The organism is Ferdinandcohnia sp. Marseille-Q9671, assembly GCF_976954385.1.
Genome location: NZ_CDRJTA010000001.1, coordinates 353946 through 378765, shown reverse-complemented (window position 1 = coordinate 378765; position 24820 = coordinate 353946). Strand labels below are relative to the sequence as shown.

Sequence of the window (24820 nt, the reverse complement as noted above, 5' to 3'; positions counted from 1 at the left end):
AGGGGGTCTTTGATGAAAATAATTAATAAATGGAAAGTACTTTTTTGGGCACTTCTTGCACTTAATGTAGTGTGTGCGCTAGTTTTTACTAGTATGATTTTTTGGCCAAGTGAACAGGTAAGCCCTTCGGAGAAAGAAGGGATATCTGCAGAACATGTTGATCTACAAGTCGAAACGAATAAAGAGGACCTAACGACACTTATAAATAACTTTTTAAAAAAGGAAGCAAAAGATAGTCAGCCCCTACAATATAAGGTTTTATTGACGGAGCGTGTCATGCTTATAGGATCAATTAAGGTCTTTGGAAAAGATATAGACATGGTAATGACCTTTAAGCCTGTAGTACTTGAAAATGGGGACTTACTCTTACAACAGGAGGCTTTTACAGTGGGTCAGGTAAGTTTACCCGTGACGTTTGTTTTACGGTATATCAATGACTACTACAATCTCCCTGAATGGGTCCAAATAGATGCGAAAAAACAAGATATCTATGTCTATCTATCTGAAATGGAAATGAAAAGTGATATGAAAGTAGCTGTAGATACGTTTGATCTTGGTGAAAATGAATTGAAATTCAAGTTGCAAGTACCAACAAAATGACCAGCGGCAAATCTATAATGATTTGCTTTTTTTTGTTGTTACGAAGGAATAACTCTATCTTTGTTGAATTAGTTTAGAAAAAACGTATGTAAAAGAGGGTATCTTTTATGGACTTATCTAAGGTTGAAAAGGCAGATAACTGGTATCGGAGAGAACTAGAATACGTTGGTCTTCAATTTACTGGTAAAATAGAAAGGGTTAAAGAGTCGGATTTTTCTATTGTAGAACGCATATCCACAGATTGTGGCGATGTATATTTTAAAGCAAATGGTCAGGCAACCAGGCACGAGGCTGCATTAAGTAAGCATTTAAATGAAACTTCCTTTGGTAAAACCGCTCGGATTATATCTAGTAATGAAGTAAACGGATGGCTTTTGATGGAGGACCTAGGAGGCACTTCACTCCGTAGCATAAAAGATAAAAGGATATGGCAGCAGGCATTACAGGAATATGCAGAATTACAGGTTACCCAGATTTCATATGTAGATAATCTGATTTACCGGGGAGTTCCAGACCGAAGAATACCAAAGCTAAAGTCCGAAGTCGAGCAGCACTTACGTGATATGAGTTCGAGGTTATCGACAGAAGAAGCAGAAAAAATATTGTCACTTCAAAAAGAAATTTTAAAGATGTGTGACGAATTGTATTCCATTGTTCCTTCTTCAATTGAGCATGGTGACCTACATTCAAATAATATAAGAGTCGTTGATAACAATATCTTGTTTTTTGATTGGGGGGACGCCTCAATTTCTCATCCGTTTTTTAGTACTCGTATATTCTGGCATGCTCTAGATGATTTAATAGAAAAAGAGTCTGAGTGGTTAGCTATTGTAGACGAATTTCGCCCTTATTATTTAGAACCGTGGTTGAAATTTGCGACAATGAAGGAGTTAGATGAGGCGCTTCGTATCTCGGATGAATTGGCATGTATACAAAGGGCACTTAGTTGGTACATATATTTAACGCAACAAGTAGATCGTAATGAGAGACCTGCACAATGGTTGAGGCTTTTCTTAGAACACCGCACCTTAATTGGAAAATGACCATACTACGTTTCGTATGATTGTGTTAGGATTTTTAGTTATATTAATGAAGCTCTTGTAGACCTAGATAAAATGCAAAACTACTGGTTTTCGTTTGGTTTTGGACGGAGTGATATGAAGTTAGCGTGGTCTCATCTAATTTAAATGAGGATAAGCTAATGTTTACATTACTGGTACCGACAGAATAGTATTTAATATAAAGCAGATCATCAAATTGATTTGCTTTTTAATTTGGTTAAAAAACTTATGTGAGTCCTTTTGAATTTGTACAACCAGATATAACATAAATATAAATAGGAAGGGTGTGAAGAAGGAGAGGATAGAAATGGCAGATCCCATTGTGTCGAGGTCGATAGAGGAGATTACATTTTGGTCAAGAATTATGAAAGAACATGCTCTGTTTTTGAGTTTAGGTTTTACACATGAGCAGAAACAATTAATCGATGAAGCAAAGTATTTTATCAGTCTTTTTGAAAGAATTGAGGAAAAGTTAGCGAGGTTTTCAGTTAACTCAGAATTACGACAAATTCAAGCTTTTAACACTGAAGTATACCAAGCGGCAGCTGCGATATGGGCGTATAAAAGGAAGGTGTTAGGACTAACGTTACGTTGTGAAATTATATCTAACAACTATCCTTTATTAGTTGATCATATCAGTAGGGAAGCAGCCTATTTTGCTAATCGTTTAAAAGAACTTAACCTGGGAATCCTAGCACCAAAACCAGAAGCCATCATTCAAGAGAACGTATTCTTTCTTAGAATAATGGCTGACCATGCAAAATTTATTGGACATCTATTAGACCCTTCAGAAAGAAAGCTTGTAGACCAGGCAAGAGAGTTTAGTCATGACTTCGACCAATTGTTATTTCAAGCTGTTGATTTGGATTCGATGAGGCCACAGTCTGAAACAAAACCAATTCTAAGTCAGTTTTTAGATCAAAATAGAGTTTCAGTTGCATCATTAAGAGACTTTAAGAGAACAGCGAGGGAGTTAATAGAAGCCTGCCGAATTAAAAGTAATATTCATCCTCTTTTAGCCGATCACACTTTTAGAGAAGCCGAAAGATTTTTAGAAATAATAGATCTCTTTCAAGCTAGTTTAAAACGCTAAAAGGTTACCCAACATCGTAATATTATATAAAAGAAGAAGTAGCGTGGATTCTTGGAGAATCTACGCTTTTTTAGTAAAGTAATGATAGGATAGGGGTAATGTAAGAAAAAATGATTATTTAAAAATTGAAAGTGAGTTGTTTTACATGATGACAGAAATAACTTCAAAAATGAGAATTAGAAAGCCAGCCAGTGATGTATATGAAGCGCTGGTTAATCCAGATAAAATGCAAAACTACTGGTTTTCGTTTGGTTCTGGAAGACTGGAAGAAGGAAAGGAGATTACCTGGGTTTATAGAGAATACAATGCGGAGCTTACAATACGTGTAATCAAGGTAGAAGAAAACAAGAAAATCATGTACAAATGGGGTGAAGGGCATCAAGAAACAACTGTTACCTTTTTATTAAAAAGTGAGCCTAATACAGAAACAGTACTAGAAGTAACAGAAGCTGGCTTTGATGTACAAGATCCTGAAATTATCAATGTTTTGTTAGGTCAAAAAGAAGGCTGGATGTATATGTTAACTTGCTTGAAAGGGTATCTAGAAAACGAGATAACGACTCTGAGAGGTTCGTTAATTCATTAGTACATTTAAATTTACATATGCTAGTATGGTGTTATACATATTTTATTGGGGGTTTTATGAATGGGTCTTCCAAATTTTGAAGAGAATTTACAAAAGTATGCAAGGTTATTGGTAGCGAAAGGGCTCAATGTACAGCCTGGCGATTGGGTGAAAATGACAATTACAGTTGACCAAGCTCCACTTGCACGTCTTGTAACAAAAGAAGCATATGCGTTAGGTGCTGAGAAAGTGATTGTAAAATGGTCCGATGATGAGGTTAGTAAGCTACATTATGTACATCAGCCTACTGAAGTCTTAACAAATATACCTGAGTACGAAATTCAAGAATCTGACGATCACGTGTTAAATCACCGTGTTTGTCGTCTCTCCATTGTTTCTAGTGATCCTGGATTATTAAATGGAGTTGATTCATCGAAAATTTCTGCGTATCAGAACGCAGCTGCTAAAGCATTTAAAATACAGCGTGTTGCTACACAAAATAATGATTTGAAATGGACGGTTGCTGGAGCAGCAGGTGCTAGTTGGGCTGCAAAGGTGTTTCCTGATTTGGCAACGTCTGAAGAACAGGTTGCAGCGTTATGGGATCAAATTTTTAAAACTTGTCGTATTTATGAAGAAGACCCTGTTGCAGCTTGGGATGCCCATACGAACGTATTGAATGAAAAAGCGACAATATTAAATGATATTCAGTTTGATGCGTTACACTTTAAAGCTCCAGGTACAGACCTAACTCTTGGATTGCCTAAGAATCATATTTGGGATAGTGCTAGAAGTTATAATCCAAAAGAAGAAGAGTTCTTGGCAAATATGCCAACTGAAGAGGTCTATACTGCTCCTGATACTCGCCGGATGGATGGTGTCGTTCGAAGCACAAAACCATTGAGCTATGCAGGTACATTGGTTGAAGGCATCGAGGTGCATTTTAAAGATGGAAAAATTATTGACATCTCTGCTGAAAAGGGAGATGACATCATGAAGAAACTAGTATTTGATAATGAAGGTGGAACGGGATTAGGTGAAATAGCACTTGTGCCAGACCCTTCTCCAATTTCGCAATCGGGTATTACGTTCTTTAATACATTATTTGATGAAAATGCATCAAATCACTTAGCAATCGGTGCTGCATATCCGACGAATCTGCAAGGTGGAACAAAAATGAACGAGGAAGAACTCGCTCAACATGGTCTAAACACCTCGACTGTACACGTCGATTTCATGATTGGTTCAAGTGAAATGGATATTGATGGTATTAAACAAGATGGTACAATTGTACCTATCTTTCGAAAAGGAAATTGGGCGATTTGAGTGTAAGTAGGTCCAAGAGAAGGCTTCCATGGGGGCTAGCTCTTGGGCTTTTTTTTCTACGAGGACTGCCCATTCACATTATTCATCTCTTCTATAACCATAGCATCCAGTTTCTCTATCATACGTAGGGCTTTTTCTTGTTCAATTTTTCGATAGTGATGTAGTCCTCCTTTTTCCTCGTCCATTTCATCAGCAAGCTTTGTAATCGCTTGAAGGGGTGTACGTTTAATAAAGCCTTCCTCAATATATGAATCTGTGTGAAATAAAATGGCATAGGCGATTTCCTTCGCATACTTTGGATTTTCACCTAATCGAATTAATAGTTTATGTGCTCTCTCGGCTCCTTTAATAGCGTGAATATCGTTTTCTCGATAGAGCTCGTAGTCCCATTTTCCATTACGATACCAAGTATAATGACCCATATCGTGTAATAACGCGGCTTTTGTCGCCAAGTCAGTTGACACATTTTGCTGCTTTGCCATTTTAAATGCATGGTATGCACAAGCGATTGCATGTGCTTCACCTGAACGAGACAGGTACTTTTGTGCAATACGATGAGTAAAAATCTCTGTTAGTGTGACATATCTCATTTTCAGGCCCCCTAAAAGATAAATTTTTTGAATTTTACCATAGTAAAGAAAAAGTATCAAGATATACAAAACCAAATTACGTTTTAGTATGTAAATATATAATGGATTCTAGAGGTGAAAATGGTAAACTGTTAAGTAAAGCTTGTATAGAAGGTGAGATTCATGTTTTTACGAAGTGTTACGTTACTATCCGAAAAAATACATAATGATAGAGTATATCCCTTTTCCATACCGAGTATTCGGGGGATGGATAAACTTGATTTTGAGAATCCTGTCACATTTTTTGTAGGAGAAAATGGATCTGGTAAGTCTACGTTACTTGAAGCGATTGCGTATCAATGCGGCTTTAATACAGGTGGCGGTGGAAGGAATAATTCTTATTCTTTTGAGGAAACAATACCAGCTTTAGTTGATTATATTCGTCTTTCGTGGATGCCAAAGATTAACCAAGGCTTTTTTTTACGTGCAGAAAGTTTTTTTCATTTTGCTTCTTATTTAGATCGGCTTGCACAAGAGGATCCTACATTTAATTATGATGGGTATGGTGGGAAGTCACTGCACGAACAGTCCCATGGAGAATCATTTTTATCGTTATTTGTAAATCGATTTGGGAATAGAAGTATTTACCTCCTAGATGAACCAGAGGCTGCGCTATCTCCGGCACGTCAGCTAGCACTTTTACGTGTCATCCATGATTTAGAAAAAGCAGGGGATGCACAGTTTATTATCGCTACACACTCCCCGATACTACTAGGATATCCTGGAGCGCAGATTTATAATTTCGATGCTTCCCCGATTGAGGAAATCGAGTATGAAGATACCGAGCATTATCAAATCACGATGGGCTTTTTGAATCGACGAGACCGATACTTAGAGGAACTTTTTCTGGATGATGATGATGAGGATGAATAAGGGACTTATAGATTTGGAAATGAAAAAAGACTACCAAGCTGGTAGTCTAAATTAGGTTAAGCACTGCTCCTCCTATAGCTCCTGTCACTACAATAATCCACGGTGGGAGCTTCCAATATACGAGCATACTGAATAATACTGCGGCAAACGCAAAATCAATTGGCGCAAACACGGAACTGGTCCAAATTGGATGATAAAAGGCAGAAATCAAAATCCCCACTACTGCTGCATTTACCCCCATTAGAGCGCCTTTAATTTTTGGGTTCCGGCGTAAAGAATCCCAGAAAGGCAATGTTCCTACTATAAGGAGAAAAGCGGGTAGGAAAATAGCAACTGTTGCGAGTAAGCCCCCTTGCCATCCATTTATCACTGCGCCAAGATAGGCTGCAAATGTAAAGAGAGGACCTGGAACAGCTTGAGCAGCACCATAACCAGCTAAAAATGCTTCCTCACTTAACCAGCCTGTTGGAACAAACTCACGTTCAAGTAATGGTAAAACAACGTGCCCACCTCCAAAAACGAGAGAACCAGATCGATAGAAACTATCAAACATAGCAATCCAATTTAATGAGGTTATTTCTCTTAAAATTGGTAAGATGATGAGTAACCCAAAAAACAATGTTAAACAAATTGCTGCAAATGTACGAGATATCGGAAAGATAACCCTAGACGTGTCGTTATCTGAATGATTTTTATATAATAAAAATCCAATGATTGCTCCTGCGAAGATAACACCAACCTGAGTAAAGGCAGTCTGCCACAAGAGAGTTCCTACCAACGCAAGCAATGCAATGGCTTTTCTTGATAAGTCAGGTGTCAGCTTTTGAGCCATTCCTAAAATGGCATGTGCCACAACGGCAACGGCAACTAACTTTAATCCATGAATCCAACCAGCATCACCAATGTCTAGCCCTTGCAGTACCACTGCGAAAACAATTAAAGCAATGACAGAAGGAAGTGTGAACCCTAAGAATGATACGATTCCTCCGAGAACTCCTGCCCGCATGACACCAATGCCGATTCCTACTTGACTGCTAGCTGGTCCAGGTAAGAACTGACACAAGGCAACAAGGTCTGCATAGGTTTTTTCATCCATCCATTTTCTTCTTCGAATATATTCCTCGTGAAAGTAACCTAGATGGGCAACAGGCCCTCCGAATGAAGTGAATCCTAGCCTTGTTGAGACAAGTAGGATTTCTAGTAGTGATGATAAACCTTTATTCTGCTTATTTTTCATTTTTATCTCCTCTCAAACTAATCTTTTATTTTTTTAAATAACTCATAAGCTTTATCTCTAGCCTCTATTAGGACAGAGTTTCCTTTTGCAGTGGTTGTATAGTACTTTCTAATCTTACCTTCTACATTCCGCTCTACTTTTTCAAGAAGTCCATCCGTTTCCATGCTATGAAGGATAGGGTATAGCGTTCCAGAGCTTATTTTGTACCCATGTTCCTTTAGCTCCTCTAACATCCATGCACCGAAAATGGGATGTTCTTTTGCGTGATGTAAAATATGAATCTGAATAAATCCTAAGAATAGTTTTCTGAGAATTTTTTCTTCCACCGTGTGTACCACCAATCAAATTAATATAGATATCCGATATCGAAATCCGATATCAGAAGTATAGCATTGGAACAGATGCATGAAAAGACCATACTTGAATATTTACAAAATCTTAATAAACTGAAACCTATTTAATTGTTGATACGTAAAACAAAGTAACGAAAGGGAGTGGGAGAATGAGTAAATATTCAATTGCTGAATTCATAAGAAATACGGAGCAGGAAGACAAAGGGGAAGGGCTTTTCGAACTAGAAACTCCAAGAATGCTAGAAGTAAATTTGAATGGGAGGGTTTGGGCCAAAGCGGGATCGATGGTTGCATATAACGGCAAAATTAAGTTTGAACGTGAAGGGATCCTCGAGCACGGACTAGGGAGCATGTTCAAAAAAGCTTTGACAGGTGAGGGTGCATCCTTAATGAAAGCAAACGGGCAAGGTAAATTATATTTAGCGGATAGTGGGAAAAAGATAATCATACTTCACCTTCAAAATGAAGCTATTTATGTAAATGGAAATGACCTGCTTGCGTTTGAACCTTCTTTGAACCACGAGATTAAACTTATGAGACGTGTAGCCGGAATGATGGCAGGAGGTTTATTTAATGTTCGATGTGAAGGTACTGGTATGCTTGCGATTACGACACATTATGAGCCACTTACATTACGCGTTACTCCTGGCCGGCCAATTATTACAGACCCGAATGCGACAGTAGCATGGTCCGGAAACCTCCAACCCGAATTCCAAACGGATATCTCATTCAAAACCTTCGTCGGGCGTGGAAGTGGCGAATCCATACAAATGAGGTTTGAGGGAGATGGATTTGTTATCGTTCAACCATATGAGGAAGTATATATGCAACAATCAAATAGCTAAGTGAAGGGAAAAGTGCCTACCATATTGGTGGACACTTTTTTTCTTATTATCAAGGACGCCAAAGCACATCTACGAGTTCACGTTTGAATAAATTTGTATCAATGTTACAGGTTTCAGCATCAAGACCATATTGCCAACCCCAAGCTAATGATCCTTCCGGAGCAGCAGGCTCGAATGCTGGAGCTTCAGCTTCTGTGGTAATCCCTACATTTGGTGCAGCGGTCCAGATATAGTTACCTTCAAGGATTGCGCCATTGCTTTTTACTGCGGCCTGGTATGCTTCAAAAAGTGCCTGTTCAGCATCAAATACACCATATATCCCTGATTTATATTGAGATTCCTCAATTGTTTCAAACCAACCTCTAATAAACTCTGAATCTACCGGATAGGTTGGCTCAATATCTGCAAAAATCGCTACTTCGTGAGGGATACCCATTTCACTAGCCATTTTTATCGCTTCTTTTGCATGGGCAACACCATTATCGTAGCCAGTAGCATCGTTAAAGTGATTGTAGATAGGTAGTATAAAATCTCCCTCACCATGTATAGCTTCTACCTGTTCAGGCGTAAGGCCTACAGATATGCCTTCACGTTCTCCTAGATAGCGACCAAAAATAACCGGATCTCCGAAGTTTTCTTTTACACACGCATAAAAGTCCGCTGTTGTTTCACTAGCTGAATCAATTCCCCAAACGATTTCTGGTAGATTATCACTAGGCTTAGCTTCTGTATTTTTATTTGCTTCATCCTTTTGTTCATCTTTAGATTCTGATTTATTCTGTTCTTCTTTACCTGTTTCTGCATCTTTGTTGCCCTCATTTGTAGGAGGAGGTGTATTTTCATCAGTAGGTTCTGAAGGAGGGGGAGTAGGTGGGGTCTTCGTATTTGGGCTTGGTGTTTCAGAAACAGTTGTAGGGTGTAATGTTACTTGCCTAGTTTTGTCTTCAGTTAGATAAAAGTAGACAGCACAACCTAGAAGAATCCCAATTACAGTAACTAAAATAAAATTAAACAACCTTTCTGTCATCATGTCACCTCACTTAAGATACTTCGTACCATTTATCCTATGAAGGTCTATATGTTGGGGTGAGGGCATGGAGTATGAATACAACTTTTGACGTATCCAATCATCTATCGCGGAGATGTAGAGGAAAGGGTACAAAAAAACGCTAAGAGTGAATCTTAGCGTTTACGCAGCAGTACTTTATTTTTTAGGTACCATTTCACGTCTGAAAGAACGTTTTAGTTGTCCAGCATTTCCGTATGCTGTAGCCATGGCCACTAATAACAGGACTCCGGTAACAGCAAAAAGTATTTCTGTTGGGAAGATACCACCGAGTAAGCCACCTAACAGCGGTCCAATCATTCCACCAATTTGATTTGAAGTTTGATGCAAACTGAATGCTCTTCCGCGGAAATCCTCAGGTGTGGAACGAACAACTAGGCCGTTTAATGCAGGGTAGACTGCACAGAAAAAGACACCATATACAAATCGAATCAAGGAGAATCCCCAGATTTGCGTGAATATAATTTGAGCAAAAGTTCCAATGGCAGCCCCCAATAAACCGATGAATAAGATACGCTGGAAGCCTACCTTATCAGCCCATTTCCCCCATACTGGTGCAAATAATGCACTTGCAAGACCAGGTAAGGCAATGACAAAGCCTGTGAGCAATGTTGCATAACCAGAAGAACTAGCGATATCCGCTATATACAATGGAAGAATCGGATCAATAATCATAATAGAGCAACTGACCATTAGTGTTAGGATAAGAACGAGTAGGAATGGGCGATTGCTAATTGCAATGCCGAAGTCCTTGATTACGGACCCTTTTTCCTTGTTTGGTTTGAAGTTTTCTTCTTTAACAAAGAAAATAATTAGGATAGTAGCGATTAATACAATGATTCCCGCACTCGCAAATGCCCATCGATTTCCCCATAGCTCGGCCATGCCTCCACCTAACAAAGGTCCTAAGATCATACCTGTTGCTGAAGCAGATGAAATCATCGAAAGCGCATATCCGACTTTTTCATTTGGTGTATTTGTTCCGATGAGTGCAATGGACCCTGGGATAAAACCACTTAATAACCCTTGCATGATTCGTAGTGCTAAGATTTGGTACGGATTTGTTACAAAAGCCATTAACGTATATACGACAAAAAGGACAAAACCTGCCCGAATAATCATTGGTTTTCTACCAAATTTGTCAGCAATTCTTCCCCAAAGAGGTGTTGCAATTGCACCAGCAAAGAATGCAGCCCCATAAATTAGTCCTGACCACAGTTCAGTATGGTCGTGGACCCCGATTTCTAGTAGGAAAATTGGTAGAAATGGAATGACCATTGAAAACCCTGCTGCTGTAAAGAAGACACCAATCCAAAGAACCCATAAATTCCGTTGCCATGTCGGCATTTTTTCCATCCCCTAAGTAAATTAATAAAATAATAGAATAATAGTACCATAAAAAGGATTTATTTTCATTACCGAAATATTCGGATTCTGAAATAAGTAAGTGTATTGACGGATTCTCTAGGTGACAAAGAAAGAGAAGTTGGGAAATGTTTATGTAATAAAGGGGGCTCAGGAGAAGTGGAGTATCTTTTATGTGGAAATAACAGTAAGAAATCTTAAACGGCCCATGAGAATAGTCCCGTCATTTATTTCATTTCGATTAAGATTTTTCAATATAATTACAAACGGGTCTTATTACTTGATAAGATATTTACAAATCAGAGACATTGGCATAAACAACCCCCTTACGATGCTATAATACAATAACAATGCGTTTGGAGGTTATTTCATGACAACTACGCGAGAATATTATTTTGACAACGCTAAGTTTATTCTGATAATGCTTGTTGTGTTTGGCCATTTTATTCAGCCTTTTATAGGTGATCATAAAATTATCATGACAATTTATCATTTTGTTTACTCATTTCATATGCCAGCATTCATATTGGTTTCTGGTTTTTTTGCAAAGAGTTTTCAAAAGGAAGGGTATATCAAAAAGACAGCAAAAAAGCTGCTAATACCGTATTTAATCTTTCAGCTTCTATATACAATTTATTATTATTTTCTCTACAAGGGAGAAACTCTGCTATTTCAACCACTTGATCCCCAATGGTCGCTTTGGTTCTTAATTAGTTTGTTTTGCTGGAATGTCATGCTATATGCATACACAAAACTTCCAATGAAATGGTCAATTTCACTTGCGATAGTTGTTGGAGTAGGTATTGGCTATATACCGTTTGTGGGCAACTATTTAAGCTTGTCACGTACATTTGTCTTCTTCCCACTATTTCTTCTAGGCTTCTATTGTAAGAAAGAACATTTTATGGCGTTGAAACGCCCATTGATACAAGTGGGATCAGCGGTATTACTTGCAGCGATTTTTATTGGCTATTATTTTGTGCCAGAATTTAATACAGGCTGGCTACTAGGTTCGAAGTCATATGAGACGTTGTCACAGGCGAATTTTGGAGGTTTAATCAGATTAGCCATTTATTTTGTTTCAATTATCATGACGATTGCGTTCCTATCTCTTTTGCCAAAGAGACAATACTTTTTCACAAGGTGGGGCACCCATACTTTATATGTGTACCTATTGCATGGCTTTGTGATTAAATATTTTCGCAACAGCCAATGGCTCGATTATATGCAAGATACAGGAACCATTCTTTTGCTAGTTGTTGCTTCACTCATTCTTACACTGCTCTTATCCACTAAGACGATACGAGCAATCACACAGCCCCTAATTGAACTAAGAATATCGATTATCAAAAGGTACTTTACAGTAAAACAACAGAGTTATTAATAACAAAAGCGCCCCGAAAGTGAACGTCTACTAAAGACTGCCGCCACGTCTTGTGGCAAACGCGGACGTCAGTACTTCCTTGAAATTGCTGTGCATTTTCTTCGTGCGATTAGTATGATGTAGACCGCTTTCCTTGCCTGTGCAAGTCCGACAAGCATCGTAGGGGGCTTGGCGTTGGAACAAGATGTCGAAATAAATATCACCGTTCAGATATTTTATGATTTACTAATCAATAAAAAAGGACGGTCATGGCCTAGTACCTTTCTAGAATCCACAAAACCGTCCTTTTTGTTAACCTTTATAATTTTGGGCACGTTTGATAAAAGATTGTTCCTCATCGATTAGGCCACAAACTCCACATTGAACCTTAAGCTCTGGTCCGCGGTAGGGGACGTGGAAGGGGTCAAGGTTATTTGTATATTCTTCCATGATTTCTCCACTTTGTGGGTTCATTTTTACCGCCTTCGGAACTTGTTCAATAATATTGAATCTTGTCCGATTCGATTTACAATTTGGGCATAAATATGGACTTGTCATTTGATGCACCTCCTATTTTTTACTATTTCCAACAAAAGATATACTATGAGCGTATTTTTTTGAACTGGCATAAGAAGTGATATAATAATGGAAGAAATGTATTGCAAAATAGAAAGGAAGAGGGAGCATGGAAAATACGCATGAAAAAGTGGAAAAAGCAACCTTTGCAGGAGGATGTTTCTGGTGCATGGTGAAACCATTTGATACGCAGCCAGGCATTATCGAGGTTGTTAGCGGATATACGGGCGGAACAAAAGAAAACCCAACATATGAAGAAGTTTGCTCGGAAACGACAGGGCATTATGAGGCCGTCCAAATTACATATAACCCAGATATATTCCCTTATAAAAAATTAGTTGAGCTTTTCTGGCAACAAATCGACCCTACTGATGCAGGTGGCCAGTTTTATGATCGCGGTGAATCCTATCGTACAGCGATTTTCTATCATACTGAAGAACAAAAAGATATTGCTGAGGAATCGAAGCGTAAGCTAGGCGAGAGTGGGATCTTTTCAAAGCCAATCGTTACGCCAATTTTACCAGCTAAAGAATTTTATCGAGCTGAAGAATATCATCAAGATTATTATAAAAAGAAACCAGAGCACTATAACCGTTATCGTACCGGATCTGGAAGAGATAAATTTATTAGAAAACACTGGGCGGCCAAGGAATTTGAAGAGGCGAAGGCAACGTTGACTGATATGCAGTATTATGTAACGCAAGAACAGGGCACAGAACCGCCGTTTCAGAATGAGTATTGGAACAATGCAAAAGATGGGATTTATGTGGATATTGTTTCCGGAAAGCCTTTATTTAGTTCATTGGATCAATATGATGCCGGCTGTGGTTGGCCAAGTTTTACGAAAGCAATTGATGCGAAGGAAATTGTGGAAGAGCTGGATACTTCACATGGAATGATTCGTACGGAGGTTAGAAGTAACAGTGCAGATTCTCATCTAGGACATCTATTTTACGATGGACCTGGTCCAACACGTATGCGCTATTGTATTAACTCAGCAGCACTCCGTTTTATTCCAAAAGAAGACCTTGAAAAAGAGGGCTATGGAGAATATATAAAGTTGTTTAACTAAGTTAATAAGTCGTTTTAGTAATTTATGAAATTTTGTGAAAATATGACTATTTTTAAAATATGCGATTGACTCTAGGTGCCCAGAATGCTATTATTAAATAGACCATTTTGTTGCGTTATATAAGTTTAAAGAAAGAAAGATCGATAATTTCAAAGTATGCTTGGTTATTCTTCTGAAGTTATATGTGAATTTGTTTTAGATTTATGTAAGTGTACAATGGTTAATATATCAATGCACAAATGGTTTGTGTGTTACATTTTAGGAGGCATATTTTTATGCAAAACGGTAAAGTAAAATGGTTTAACAGTGAAAAAGGTTTCGGTTTCATCGAAGTACAAGGTGGAGACGATGTATTCGTACACTTCTCAGCTATCCAAGGTGACGGATTCAAAACTTTAGAAGAAGGTCAAGAAGTTTCTTTCGAAATCGTTGAAGGTAACCGTGGACCTCAAGCATCTAACGTAGTTAAATTATAATCTAACATATAAATGAAACAAAACAGTCCTACTGATGTAGGGCTGTTTTTTTTACTTTTTAGGAAATTATAAAATTTTTGAACTGTGGATATTTATTTCGACATCTAGTTCCAGCGCAAAGCCCCTCGAGGTGCCCTGTCGGACTTGCACTCAGAAGTGCTGGCGTCCGCGTTTGCTACAGGACGTGGCAGTCTTTAGTGGAGTTCACTTTCGAGGCGCTTGCGCTTTTGTACTGACACAATGTACCAACAACTGGATGATGAATCTATTCCAATGATTTTAGTCTAGCTTTCACTAATTCAATAAAATTGGTGGCAGGTTTTGAAACAAGATGATGATCCAGCCAGATCACTCCTAAAGAAGATATTAAATTGGCATCCACAATCTGACTTGAATAGAGACCATTGTTCCCGTAGACATCAAATACTGATTTAGGGACAATTGTGGCCCCCATTCCTCCCTTAACCATCTCCAGTAACACGTGCATATCAGAGCATTCCGCAATCCTTTGTAGTGGAAGCTTTTGTCTAGAAAATGCTTCAAGGATAATGTTATAACTACCTAAGCCCTCGGTACTTGGAATAATGAGTGGCAGATTTGAAATCTCTTTTAATGAAAGATTGTCTACTTTCTTGTCACTAACAAATACAAAAGGTTCATTAATAAGATGCTGATACGTAAACCCACGATGTTCAAGTGGAAGTCGTACAAATGCCATTTCGATGGCTCTTGTTTTTACCATTTCTGCTAAATAATACGAGTCGTTTTGAACAATTTTAATGGAAACTAAGGGGTATTCTTGATGGAATGATTGTATCATGTCTGAAAATCCTGACACTGATAACGTGTTGATCCCTACGGCTAGGGTGCCTCTTTTTCCTTCACCAGTCTCCTTCACTTCATTTTTTATTTCTTCCACGCTGTTCACGAGTTGTATGGCACGTTTATATAGAATGCTGCCTTTATCAGTTAACTCTAACTGTTTTCCATTGCGCTCAATTAACGGTACACCGAGATCTTCTTCCAATTGTTTCAATTGCATACTAAGTGGGGGCTGAGACATATGTAATCGTTTCGCAGCAGCTGTAATATTTCTTTCTTCAGCTATTGCAATAAAATATCGTAATTGTTTAATATCCATTGATTTCTCCTTCTATATGAAAAAAGTATGGTTTCTATACGAATTATATATTTTTCGTATAGTATAAGTCTATGTTATGCTTAATATCGTTTTCGTATGGACGTTAGAAAGGTGATAAATAATGGAGCGATTTTTTAAATTACAACAACATGGTACAACAATTGCAAAAGAATTTTCAGCGGGATTTATTTCTTATATTACTGTTGTCTATATCATTATTGTTAATGCAACAATACTAGCCGTTGCGGGTATTCCGATGGAAGCAGGAATCATTGCGACAATTTTAACAAGTTTCTTTGGTTGTTTAATCATTGGATTATGGAGTAATACACCGATTCTCCTTATCCCTGGTATGGGAATAAATGCAATGTTTACGTATACCATTGTACAGTCAGGTGGATTTACTTGGCAGGAAGCCTTGGCGATGGTTTTTGTTTCAGGATTGATTTTTGTTCTGATTGCTTTTACACCAATGGCAAAGATGATTACATCTTCAATACCTCAATCTTTAAAAGAAGCCATTACAATTGGAATCGGTATTTTATTGATTTTAATTGGATTTGATAACGCAGGTATTATTACAAATTCTGAACACACACTGCTTGCAATTGGTGATTTGAGTAGCCCTACGGTACTTGTAACATTTGTAGGTTTAATCATTACGGTACTATTATTTATTAAAAATGTACCAGGAAATCTATTATTAAGTATTGTCATTACATCGTTATTATCCATTTGGTTTGGTGGAGCTAGCCTCGGCGGGGCAACCTTAGCAATGCCAAATCTTAAAGAATACTTCACTGTATTTGGTCAATTATCATGGGCCCAAGCGGGTAATATTGTATTCTGGTTAACTTCTATCTCGTTAGCTATGGTGCTTGTTTTTGAGAATATTGGCCTAATCCATGGTCATAGCAAAATGTTGAAACGCCCTGAGAGTAGTAAAAAATCTCTGCAGGCGACATCTGTATCAGTCTTGTCATCTGGAATTTTTGGAACAAGTCCAACTGTCGCATCGGTAGAAACAGCAGCAGGAATAACAGCAGGTGGGAGAACGGGTTTAACCACGATTGTGACTGGAATTTTGTTCCTCGCATCTATCTTGTTTATTCCAGTGATTAAGATGGTACCGGCAAGTGCGGTCTCACCAATTCTTATTTTAATAGGGGTATTAATGCTTCAAAACATTGTTCATATCTCAATGGAAGATTTTACAGAGAGTTTTCCGGCATTATTAATTATTGTATTGATCCCATTAACGTATAGTATTGCAGATGGGATGGCAATTGGCTTTATTTTATATCCTTTAATGAAGCTACTAATGGGGAGAGGGAGAGAAATACATCCTGCCTTATATCTAATTGCTATCTTGTTTTTGAGTAATTTTGTTATTCAATATGTATATTAAAAATAAGCAGCCCTAAAGGCTGCTTTTGTGTTGTAATAAACTAGTATGAAAATCTATGTTATTTAACGTTAAAACATGCCGTTTTCATTCGGTGAATTTTCTGGGATGGGTTGTCCGAGATCCCATAATTCAGCAATTTGGTTATTTGTAAAACGGAAGATATGAACGAGGGCTACACCACTATCCTCTGGCTTCTGCTTCATATGGGAGTAAACTGTAACCATTTCTTTCTCTTGTATGGCAATCTTGATTTCAAGTATTTTGTCAGGGTTATTTTCTGCATCTTCCACCATTGCTTGTAAAAGTGAGTCTTTATTACCGTGGAAGAAAGGATTGTGGTGACAAAAATCTGGACCGACGTAAGTTTGATAGGCTTCACGAACTTTCCCAGCGGCTACTAGTGTTAAAAAAGAAACTGCTTTTTCTTTGAGAGAGAAGTCCTCCGTACTCATATAAATCACCCTCTTGTCTATTAATATAGCTTTTGAATAAGAAAAGTGTAAGGGAAAACATACAACAATGTCAATTGTTGGAACCTCAGAGAGTTACTACTGCAAGTGTGTATATAGATGGCTTATGAACAACTAAATTGAATAATATGTTCCATTTATTCCAATAATGGTGAAGGTGTATCGGATATTAAGTAGAATATACATACTAGTACGAAAAAATTTGTTTTAAGATGGAGGATTATGATGGGAAGATTGGTGCATTTCGAAATTCATGTAGACGATATGGATCGTGCTAAGACGTTTTATGGTGAGGTATTTGGATGGTCATTTGAAGACTGGACAGACTATGCCGGAATGCCTTATTTTGGAGCTGTGACGGGAGATGAAAGTCAGCCGGGAATTAATGGTGCTTTAATGCAACGCCAAAGTGCTCCTCCTGAACCAAATCAAGCGTTGAATGGATATGCTTGTACAATGGGCGTAGAAGATTACGATTCTACTGAAAAGAAAATTTTGGATCGAGGCGGTAAGGTGGCATTACCGAAATATGCTCTACCAGGGATGGCATGGCAAGGCTACTATGTAGACACCGAAGGTAATGTATTTGGAATTCATCAACCAGATGAGAATGCGAAGTAGACTTTCACATTTATGTAGACCAAAATAGGTAAGAAGCCTTTCGCCACATAAAGTGTAAAACTACGTGTCGGAAGGCTCTATTTATGTTTTAAAGTCAAGTATGTAAAAGTTGTTTTTTACCTATGTTGATCTACAAGGATAAGGTTCCCGTCGGGATCTTCAATAGTAAAATAAGCAGGTCCTTCACTTGATTCATCTGCTTCCTTTTGCATTTGAATGCCTTTTTCTTTGAGTTGCTTTTGAATGTCACGGACGTCAGTAAATGATTCTAGATTTTGAGCATTTTCATCCCATCCAGGATTGAAAGTCAAAATATTTTTATCAAACATACCTTGAAATAAACCAATAATAGAGTTTTCATTTTTCATAATAAGCCAATTTTGAGATAAATCACCACCTAAGGTTTGATAACCGAGGTTTTCGTAAAATGTCTTTGATTTGGCAATATCTTTCACAGTTAAACTAACGGAAAATGCACCAAGTTTCATATGTTCTCCTCCAATCTTTTCTTTTACTATAAAGGAGTACATTAAAATACACAAGATTCAGCCTATTAAAATAGAGTAATGATCTTTATGGAGAGGATGATCAAGATGACATATGAAGAAATTATGCAAAATCTGAAAGAATTAGGTTCGGAGCAAACAAAGCAAATCTATCAGAATCATGGAGTGAGAGAACCCTTTTATGGCGTAAAAATAGGGGATATGAAAAAGCTAGTCAAGTTTGTGAAAAAGGATCAAGAATTAGTATTACAATTATTTAATTCAGGTAATCATGATGCCATGTATTTGGCTGGTCTTTCGGTTAATCCAAAGCTTCTATCAAAGGAGACGTTACAAGATTGGGCTAAGAAAGCGTATTGGTATATGATTGCAGAATATACAGTTGCACAAGTAGCGGCTGAGAGTAAGTTTGCACTTGAATTGGCAAGAGAGTGGATGAGTTCAGAGGAAGAAATGATTGCAGTTTGTGGTTGGAGTACATATTCTAATTATTTATCAATAACACCAGATGAAGAGCTGGATAAAGAGGAAATAAGAACATTGTTACAGCAGGTGAAACGTGCCATTCATGAAGAAAGAAATCGGGTGCGTTATGTAATGAATGGGTTTGTGATGTCTGTCGGCTGCTATGTGGAAGAATTAAGTGACGAAGCAAAGGAAGTAGCTGAATACATAGGGAAAGTCCATGTAGATGTAGGAAATACGGCATGTAAGGTTCCTCTTGCATCCGATTATATTAAGAAAGTTGAACAGAAAAATAGAGTTGGGTTGAAGCGAAAGACGTGTATTTGTTAACGTTTTACACAACCAATTCAAATACGAAAAAGGTGATAGTGAATGTCAGAAAAAGGTAGAAGGATTGAAGCAGTTGACCAATATATTTTAGCTTTGCCTGAGGATATTAAGGACATTACTAGAGAGCTAAGACAGATCATCCTTACTTCATCTCCAAATCTAGTAGAAGAGTTTAAATGGTCAATGCCTAATTATTCTTTTAATGGTTTAGTATGTTACCTGCAAGCCTCAAAGAAACATGTGAATTTTGGCTTTCATAAAGGGAATGAACTCCAAGAAAAGGACCCAAATTCATTGCTACAAGGATCTGGAAAAACAATGAGGCATATAAAGATTAAAAAAATGGATGAAATACAACCAGAAGCTTTTATTTTACTAGTGAAGGAAGCAGTTGAATTGAATGAGAAGTAATATCCTTAGGTGCAAACTCCTTTACTGGAGTTGCACCTATTATTGTCATTAGATTTTTTATTACATGCTCTAATTTAACATATTAATTGTTAAATAGAAAAAGGGACAGTTCAATTTGAACGATCCCTTAGATTATTATTTGGTTTGTTTTGCTACAAACTCTTTTTTTATTTTCTCAAGAGTTTCAGGGTTTGTGAGGATTTCATAACCTGTAAGTGCCATCGTTTTTGCTCCAAGAATCATCGCTTCTTTTCCTTGGTTACTTAAGGCTGCTTCACGGAAACCATGTGTATGGCATGCAAATGGTTCATCGCAAATTTTAATGTAAGGATGGATCGAAGGAACAACTTGACTTACATTTCCCATGTCAAGTGAACCTGCACCTTCTGAACGTTCCTGGATTTCTTCAGGATTAATTCCTAGTTCAATTAAAGTATCAGTAAAAACAGAAGAAAGTGCTTCGTTTGTAATCATGTCGTCGTACGAAAATTCGTAGTTTGAGAATTCAACAGAAGCACCTGTCTGTAGGGCAGCACCTTCTGCACATTTCTTTACTTTTTCAACAAGCTCATTAACATAAGAGCGTGAGGCAGCGCGAACATAAAATTGTGCAACCGCGTAATCAGGAACAACATTAGCGGCCTTGCCACCTTCTGGTATAATTCCATGAATGCGAGCATCAGATGTAATATGTTGTCTTAAGGCATTGATGCTTGTAAAGAGTTGAAGAACTGCATCGAGTGCATTTATTCCCTCGTGTGGACTTGCTGCTGCATGTGCTGCTTTACCAAAAAACTCGAATTGAATCGCATCCATTGCAAGTGAATGACCACTTTTTTCGTATTGGCTTAGCGGATGAACCATCATTGCAACATCAAGTTGGTCAAAAATACCTTGTTCAGCCATTGTTACTTTTCCACCCTTAGTTTCCTCAGCTGGAGTACCAAATACAATCACTTTTCCGCCAGTTGACTGCAGAACTTTGCTTAGTCCAATCCCTGCTGCAATACCCATTGTTCCAATTAAATTATGGCCACAAGCATGTCCCAAATCAGGTAGTGCGTCATACTCTGACATAATTCCAATTGATGCACCAGGTTTACCACTGTCAAAAGTAGCTTTAAATGCAGTAGGGAGGCCAGCAGTCCCAATTTCTACATCAAAGTTATGGTTTGAAAGTTCATCCGTAAGTATTTTACAAGCCTTGAATTCCTCGTGCCCGAGTTCAGGGTTTGCCCCGATATAAGTGCTAATTTCATAAAAACGTTCTTTATTTGCTTCGATTGCTGCTAGTATGTCTGATTTCATGTTTACCCTGCTTTCTGAAAAAATAATATGTATGGATTATTATAAATCGTAAGGAATAAAAATTCAATTAAACTCTTAGGTTAGTATACTATATTTGTATAACAATCACACTCTAAAAATAAAAATTTATGAAATCTAGGCACTAGCACATACAGTACAACCCATAGGCTCATATCTTAACAGTGTAAATAGAAAGAAAGGGAGATGACACTATGCATTACGGATATCATGATCATTGCGGACACGGATATGGATATGGTGATTTTGGAAATAACAACAGCTTCGTATTAATTGTTGTACTGTTTATCTTATTGATAATTGTTGGTGCTTCATACGTACGATAAAAATACGAAGGTAGTACGTTTCTAAGGATAGGCTTCCTACAAACGTTCTTATAAAAGGGTTCCTCTTACAAATAAGTGAGAGGAACCCTCTTCAATTATGGATTGAAATTTGTTTAGATTTAACAATTCATGAATAGATTACAGATGTTGAAACAAAAGATAAGCGGTAACAGTTTTTAACTAATTGGATAGAAATTTGCCTCTTTTTTAAGCGGTGGATGAATAGGTAAAGGTAATTTGAAAGAAAAGTTCAAGAACATATCTATGATAAGGTATTTTTCGGACTAAAAGTGTGGAGAAAAAGCAAAAATTCGTCAAGGCATTTTTGATTGAGGTGAGCACATGGATAAAAGATATGATGTGATTATCGTAGGCGGAGGCATTGCTGGTTTACAAGCTGCCATCCAGTTAGGACGGTATAAACATAAGATAGCTGTAATAGATTCAAATGACGGTCGATCCACTATTTGTAGGTGTTATCACAATATATTAGGATGGCCAGATGGTGTAAGTGGGGAAACTCTTCGTAATTTAGGGAAAATGCAAGCAGAAAACTATGGGGTAGATTTTATCAATAATGAAGTTATAAAAGTTGAAAAAGAGGGTAGTGACTTTACACTGCATTGTCGTGGTGGTGATACATATACTGCTAGACGATTACTTTTAGCAACAGGTGTGAAGGACAATATTCCACCGATTAAAAACATCTACAAATGCTTAGGGCTAACCATTTATGTTTGTCCTGATTGTGACGGGTACGAAGTTGTGGACAAACATGTGATTGTCATTGGTTCTGGTAAGCCTGGTGCAAATATGGCACTCACTTTAGCTTATTTTACAAAGGATATCACTTTTATCAATCATGATTGGAATAAGCTTGATAATGATACGATCACAAAGCTAAAACGAAAGGGGATTACACAAATACAAGACGATGTTGAGGAGATCATGTTAAAAGAGGAAACTGCCAATTTTGTTGGTGTTAGGTTGAAGAGTGGTGATGTGATTGATGGAGATCGTGGATTTATGGGGTTTGGAGGTAATGAAGTCCGTTCGGAATTGGCTACCCAGCTTGGCATCGAGCGAACAGAGAATAAACATATTATCGTCGACCCTCGAACAAAGAAGACGAATGTTGAATATGTGTGGGCTGCAGGTGACATTACGGTTCATTCAGAGCAAACCACTATTGCTATGGGAGATGGAATGCAGGCGGCCATTTGGATACACAAAAGCCTTTTACAAGATTAAATAAACCTCTAGTTTGACGAAATTATCACTCCCTTCATACATATGATGTACTATTAGGCTTTTTATTTAGTGAGACTAGAAATGTGTTTGTGACAAGCTACGTCTTGGAAATTGTAAACGTGTACTAAAGTGATGGTTTATCGTAACAAGCTCGACTTAAAAGCTTTTATTGTGTGAGGCAATAACGGGTTAGCTGTACAGCTCGTTCAAAAAAGCAGTATGCGTGTATGGCAAGTAGTGTATCGCAGTACACGCTAGTTTCAGAAATCTGTGAACGTGTACCGCAAGAGTGTCTAGAGGTACACGCTAGTTCGAAAACGTGTTGAGCATGTATGGTAAGAGGAGTCTCGCGGTACATGCAGGTTCATAAATTCGGTTATCATGTACCGCAAGAGGTGTCTAGAGGTACATGCTTGATCCAGAAATCGGCGAGCGTGTACGGCAAAAGTTGTCTCTCAGTACACGCTAGTTCGAAAACGTGTTGAGCATGTATGGTAAGAGGAGTCTCGCGATACATGCAGGTTCATAAATCTGGTTATCGTGTACCGCAAGAGGCGCTATGTATTACAGTTTTGTATTAAAATCGGTGAGCGTGTATCGTAAGAATGATTTAGCCGTACATGGTCGACCTGAAAACCAATGAGCGTGTACCGAGACAGATGTTGAATGCTACACCACTACGGCAAGGAGGGTTTACGATGGAGGAGACCCGCTTAATTAAGCCACTATTGGATAAAGAGTATCCGATGATAAGCCATGGAAATGGAATCTATTTATATGACACGGACGGAAAAACATACATCGATGGTTCATCAGGAGCCATAACTGCTAGCATTGGCCATGGCGTGAAGGAAATCATTGAAGAAATTGATAAGCAGGCACATAAAATATCCTTTGTCTACCGATCACAGTTCACCAGTGAGCCTGCAGAAAAATTAGCAAAGAAGCTGAGTGACCTAGCAAAGGGCGGTGAATACTGGTCTTTTTTTGTGAATAGCGGTTCTGAAGCAACAGAGACGGCGATGAAGATCGCGATTCAATATTGGCAGGAAAAAGGGATAAGAGGGAAAAATAAAATCCTATCACGGTGGATGAGTTATCACGGTATTACAATCGGCGCACTGTCAATGTCTGGTCATACTGGAAGACGTGCACGATTTGTCTCCATGCTTGAGGATTATCCAACCCTGCAACCACCGTATTGCTTTCGATGTCCCTATCATACAACCTTTCCAACTTGCAACCTTATGTGTGCGACAGAGCTTGAACAAGCGATTAATCGAATTGGTTCCGAGAATATTGCAGCGTTTATTGCGGAGCCAATCATCGGTGCGGCTGGAGGAGCGATTGTACCGCCTGAAGGATACTACCAGGTTATTAAAAAGCTATGTGATAAACACCAAATATTATTTATTGCAGATGAGGTCATGACGGGGATAGGCAGGACTGGAAAAATGTTTGCATTAGAGCATTGGGATACACAGGCAGACATTATCACCCTCGGGAAAGGGATGAGCGCAGGCTATACCCCAATGGCGGCAACTCTTGTAAGTGAAAAGGTAATGGAACCAATTCAAGCTGGATCGAAGCTGATTATGAGTGGGCACACCTATAGCGCGAACCCACAGTCAGCTGCTGTCTCGTTACGTGTATTGGAGTATATTGAATCTCATAATTTAGTAGAAAAGGCAGAAAAAAATGGAAAGTATTTAATTGAAAAATTACTAGAATTAAAGAAAAAGTTTCCTATTATTGGAGATATTAGGGGTAAAGGGCTCATGTGTGGCATAGAGTTTGTGTCAGACATAATCACAAGGTTTCCTTTTAAAAAGGAATTGGATATAACCTCATTTATAGTGAATCAGGGGCAAAAAAATGGACTCTTATTGTATCCAGCAACTGCTGGAATTGAAGGTGTTGGTGGAGACGCTATTCTTGTTGCTCCACCATTAACCATAACCTGTGATCAAATTGATGACTTAATAGGTCTTCTCGACAAAACGTTGACAGACGTTGAAACAGACTTAAAAGGAAAAGGGGTTTTACCTGCATAAATTGGAGGTGA

At 38.1% G+C, this 24820-nt stretch carries 27 protein-coding genes; 17 read left to right on the top strand and 10 right to left on the bottom strand.

Features of this window, described 5'->3' with window-relative positions:
- Positions 1-12 precede the first annotated feature (12 nt).
- The 5 genes from ACWNMY_RS02040 to ACWNMY_RS02020 all read left to right on the top strand — a co-directional run bounded on the left by ACWNMY_RS02040 (position 13) and on the right by ACWNMY_RS02020 (position 4645).
- Positions 13-600, top strand: a complete 588-nt coding sequence (locus ACWNMY_RS02040; RefSeq protein ID WP_449536622.1) for a YpmS family protein — start codon at positions 13-15, stop codon at positions 598-600.
- Positions 601-707: 107 nt separating this feature from the next.
- Positions 708-1643, top strand: coding sequence for an aminoglycoside phosphotransferase family protein (locus ACWNMY_RS02035; RefSeq protein WP_449536621.1), 936 nt, complete (start codon positions 708-710; stop codon positions 1641-1643).
- Positions 1644-1968: 325 nt separating this feature from the next.
- A complete protein-coding gene (locus ACWNMY_RS02030; RefSeq protein ID WP_449536620.1) occupies positions 1969-2754 on the top strand; it encodes a DUF2935 domain-containing protein in 786 nt (261 codons plus the stop codon).
- Positions 2755-2899: 145 nt separating this feature from the next.
- Positions 2900-3340 carry an SRPBCC family protein gene (locus tag ACWNMY_RS02025; RefSeq protein ID WP_449536619.1) on the top strand — a complete coding sequence of 147 codons (441 nt, stop codon included), beginning with the start codon at positions 2900-2902 and terminating at the stop codon, positions 3338-3340.
- Positions 3341-3400: 60 nt separating this feature from the next.
- Positions 3401-4645, top strand: a complete 1245-nt coding sequence (locus ACWNMY_RS02020) for an aminopeptidase (RefSeq protein WP_449536618.1) — start codon at positions 3401-3403, stop codon at positions 4643-4645.
- A 56-nt stretch (positions 4646-4701) separates the two neighbouring features.
- Here the strand turns inward: ACWNMY_RS02020 and ACWNMY_RS02015 are convergent, their stop codons facing one another.
- Positions 4702-5235, bottom strand: coding sequence for an HD domain-containing protein (locus ACWNMY_RS02015; protein ID WP_449536617.1), 534 nt, complete (start codon positions 5233-5235; stop codon positions 4702-4704).
- A gap of 162 nt (positions 5236-5397) precedes the next feature.
- On the opposite strand from ACWNMY_RS02015, the gene ACWNMY_RS02010 reads away from it, so the two are divergent.
- Positions 5398-6147, top strand: a complete 750-nt coding sequence (locus tag ACWNMY_RS02010; RefSeq protein WP_449536616.1) for an AAA family ATPase — start codon at positions 5398-5400, stop codon at positions 6145-6147.
- A 46-nt stretch (positions 6148-6193) separates the two neighbouring features.
- On the opposite strand, the gene ACWNMY_RS02005 is transcribed toward ACWNMY_RS02010, so the two are convergent.
- Entirely contained in the window at positions 6194-7384 is a 1191-nt protein-coding gene (locus ACWNMY_RS02005) for a chromate transporter (protein ID WP_449536615.1), read from the bottom strand.
- A 17-nt stretch (positions 7385-7401) separates the two neighbouring features.
- On the bottom strand, positions 7402-7710 hold the full coding sequence (locus ACWNMY_RS02000) for a PadR family transcriptional regulator (protein WP_449536614.1): 309 nt from the start codon (positions 7708-7710) through the stop codon (positions 7402-7404).
- Positions 7711-7886: 176 nt separating this feature from the next.
- Here ACWNMY_RS02000 and ACWNMY_RS01995 point away from each other — a divergent pair, with 176 nt between their 5' ends.
- Positions 7887-8582 carry an AIM24 family protein gene (locus tag ACWNMY_RS01995; RefSeq protein ID WP_449536613.1) on the top strand — a complete coding sequence of 232 codons (696 nt, stop codon included), beginning with the start codon at positions 7887-7889 and terminating at the stop codon, positions 8580-8582.
- Positions 8583-8631: 49 nt separating this feature from the next.
- Here ACWNMY_RS01995 and ACWNMY_RS01990 read toward each other — a convergent pair whose 3' ends face one another.
- Both ACWNMY_RS01990 and ACWNMY_RS01985 read right to left on the bottom strand, forming a co-directional pair.
- The gene (locus tag ACWNMY_RS01990; RefSeq protein ID WP_449536612.1) at positions 8632-9609 is read right to left on the bottom strand and encodes a glycoside hydrolase domain-containing protein; all 978 of its coding nucleotides are present in this window, start codon (positions 9607-9609) and stop codon (positions 8632-8634) included.
- Between the two features lie 177 nt (positions 9610-9786).
- A complete protein-coding gene (locus tag ACWNMY_RS01985; protein WP_449536611.1) occupies positions 9787-10995 on the bottom strand; it encodes an MFS transporter in 1209 nt (402 codons plus the stop codon).
- Positions 10996-11383: 388 nt separating this feature from the next.
- On the opposite strand from ACWNMY_RS01985, the gene ACWNMY_RS01980 reads away from it, so the two are divergent.
- Positions 11384-12397 (top strand): acyltransferase family protein, encoded by a 1014-nt coding sequence (locus ACWNMY_RS01980; protein WP_449536610.1) that lies wholly within the window; start codon positions 11384-11386, stop codon positions 12395-12397.
- Positions 12398-12688: 291 nt separating this feature from the next.
- Here ACWNMY_RS01980 and ACWNMY_RS01975 read toward each other — a convergent pair whose 3' ends face one another.
- Positions 12689-12934: a DNA alkylation repair protein gene (locus ACWNMY_RS01975; RefSeq protein WP_449536609.1), complete on the bottom strand. Its 246-nt coding sequence runs from the start codon at positions 12932-12934 to the stop codon at positions 12689-12691.
- A gap of 127 nt (positions 12935-13061) precedes the next feature.
- Here ACWNMY_RS01975 and msrA point away from each other — a divergent pair, with 127 nt between their 5' ends.
- Both msrA and cspD read left to right on the top strand, forming a co-directional pair.
- On the top strand, positions 13062-14024 hold the full coding sequence (gene msrA, locus ACWNMY_RS01970) for a peptide-methionine (S)-S-oxide reductase MsrA (RefSeq protein ID WP_449536608.1): 963 nt from the start codon (positions 13062-13064) through the stop codon (positions 14022-14024).
- 275 nt (positions 14025-14299) lie between these two features.
- A complete protein-coding gene (cspD, locus tag ACWNMY_RS01965) occupies positions 14300-14500 on the top strand; it encodes a cold-shock protein CspD (RefSeq protein WP_077618477.1) in 201 nt (66 codons plus the stop codon).
- A gap of 265 nt (positions 14501-14765) precedes the next feature.
- Here cspD and ACWNMY_RS01960 read toward each other — a convergent pair whose 3' ends face one another.
- Positions 14766-15641, bottom strand: coding sequence for a LysR family transcriptional regulator (locus ACWNMY_RS01960; RefSeq protein ID WP_449536607.1), 876 nt, complete (start codon positions 15639-15641; stop codon positions 14766-14768).
- A gap of 121 nt (positions 15642-15762) precedes the next feature.
- Between ACWNMY_RS01960 and ACWNMY_RS01955 the strand changes: the two genes are divergently transcribed.
- Positions 15763-17049 carry an NCS2 family permease gene (locus ACWNMY_RS01955; protein ID WP_449536606.1) on the top strand — a complete coding sequence of 429 codons (1287 nt, stop codon included), beginning with the start codon at positions 15763-15765 and terminating at the stop codon, positions 17047-17049.
- 68 nt (positions 17050-17117) lie between these two features.
- Here the strand turns inward: ACWNMY_RS01955 and ACWNMY_RS01950 are convergent, their stop codons facing one another.
- The gene (locus tag ACWNMY_RS01950) at positions 17118-17501 is read right to left on the bottom strand and encodes a nuclear transport factor 2 family protein (protein WP_449536605.1); all 384 of its coding nucleotides are present in this window, start codon (positions 17499-17501) and stop codon (positions 17118-17120) included.
- A 243-nt stretch (positions 17502-17744) separates the two neighbouring features.
- On the opposite strand from ACWNMY_RS01950, the gene ACWNMY_RS01945 reads away from it, so the two are divergent.
- On the top strand, positions 17745-18140 hold the full coding sequence (locus tag ACWNMY_RS01945; protein WP_449536604.1) for a VOC family protein: 396 nt from the start codon (positions 17745-17747) through the stop codon (positions 18138-18140).
- Positions 18141-18256: 116 nt separating this feature from the next.
- Here the strand turns inward: ACWNMY_RS01945 and ACWNMY_RS01940 are convergent, their stop codons facing one another.
- Positions 18257-18628, bottom strand: coding sequence for a VOC family protein (locus ACWNMY_RS01940; RefSeq protein ID WP_449536603.1), 372 nt, complete (start codon positions 18626-18628; stop codon positions 18257-18259).
- A 105-nt stretch (positions 18629-18733) separates the two neighbouring features.
- Here ACWNMY_RS01940 and ACWNMY_RS01935 point away from each other — a divergent pair, with 105 nt between their 5' ends.
- Together ACWNMY_RS01935 and ACWNMY_RS01930 are read left to right on the top strand one after the other, a co-directional pair.
- Entirely contained in the window at positions 18734-19441 is a 708-nt protein-coding gene (locus ACWNMY_RS01935; protein ID WP_449536602.1) for a DNA alkylation repair protein, read from the top strand.
- A gap of 42 nt (positions 19442-19483) precedes the next feature.
- The gene (locus ACWNMY_RS01930) at positions 19484-19852 is read left to right on the top strand and encodes a DUF1801 domain-containing protein (RefSeq protein ID WP_449536601.1); all 369 of its coding nucleotides are present in this window, start codon (positions 19484-19486) and stop codon (positions 19850-19852) included.
- 135 nt (positions 19853-19987) lie between these two features.
- Here ACWNMY_RS01930 and ACWNMY_RS01925 read toward each other — a convergent pair whose 3' ends face one another.
- On the bottom strand, positions 19988-21160 hold the full coding sequence (locus tag ACWNMY_RS01925; protein WP_449536600.1) for a M20 family metallopeptidase: 1173 nt from the start codon (positions 21158-21160) through the stop codon (positions 19988-19990).
- A 212-nt stretch (positions 21161-21372) separates the two neighbouring features.
- Between ACWNMY_RS01925 and ACWNMY_RS01920 the strand changes: the two genes are divergently transcribed.
- From ACWNMY_RS01920 to ACWNMY_RS01910, 3 genes are all read left to right on the top strand, one after another.
- Positions 21373-21504, top strand: a complete 132-nt coding sequence (locus ACWNMY_RS01920; protein ID WP_449536599.1) for a YjcZ family sporulation protein — start codon at positions 21373-21375, stop codon at positions 21502-21504.
- Positions 21505-21846: 342 nt separating this feature from the next.
- Positions 21847-22755: an NAD(P)/FAD-dependent oxidoreductase gene (locus tag ACWNMY_RS01915; protein WP_449536598.1), complete on the top strand. Its 909-nt coding sequence runs from the start codon at positions 21847-21849 to the stop codon at positions 22753-22755.
- Between the two features lie 698 nt (positions 22756-23453).
- Positions 23454-24809, top strand: a complete 1356-nt coding sequence (locus ACWNMY_RS01910) for an aspartate aminotransferase family protein (RefSeq protein WP_449536597.1) — start codon at positions 23454-23456, stop codon at positions 24807-24809.
- Positions 24810-24820: the final 11 nt, after the last annotated feature.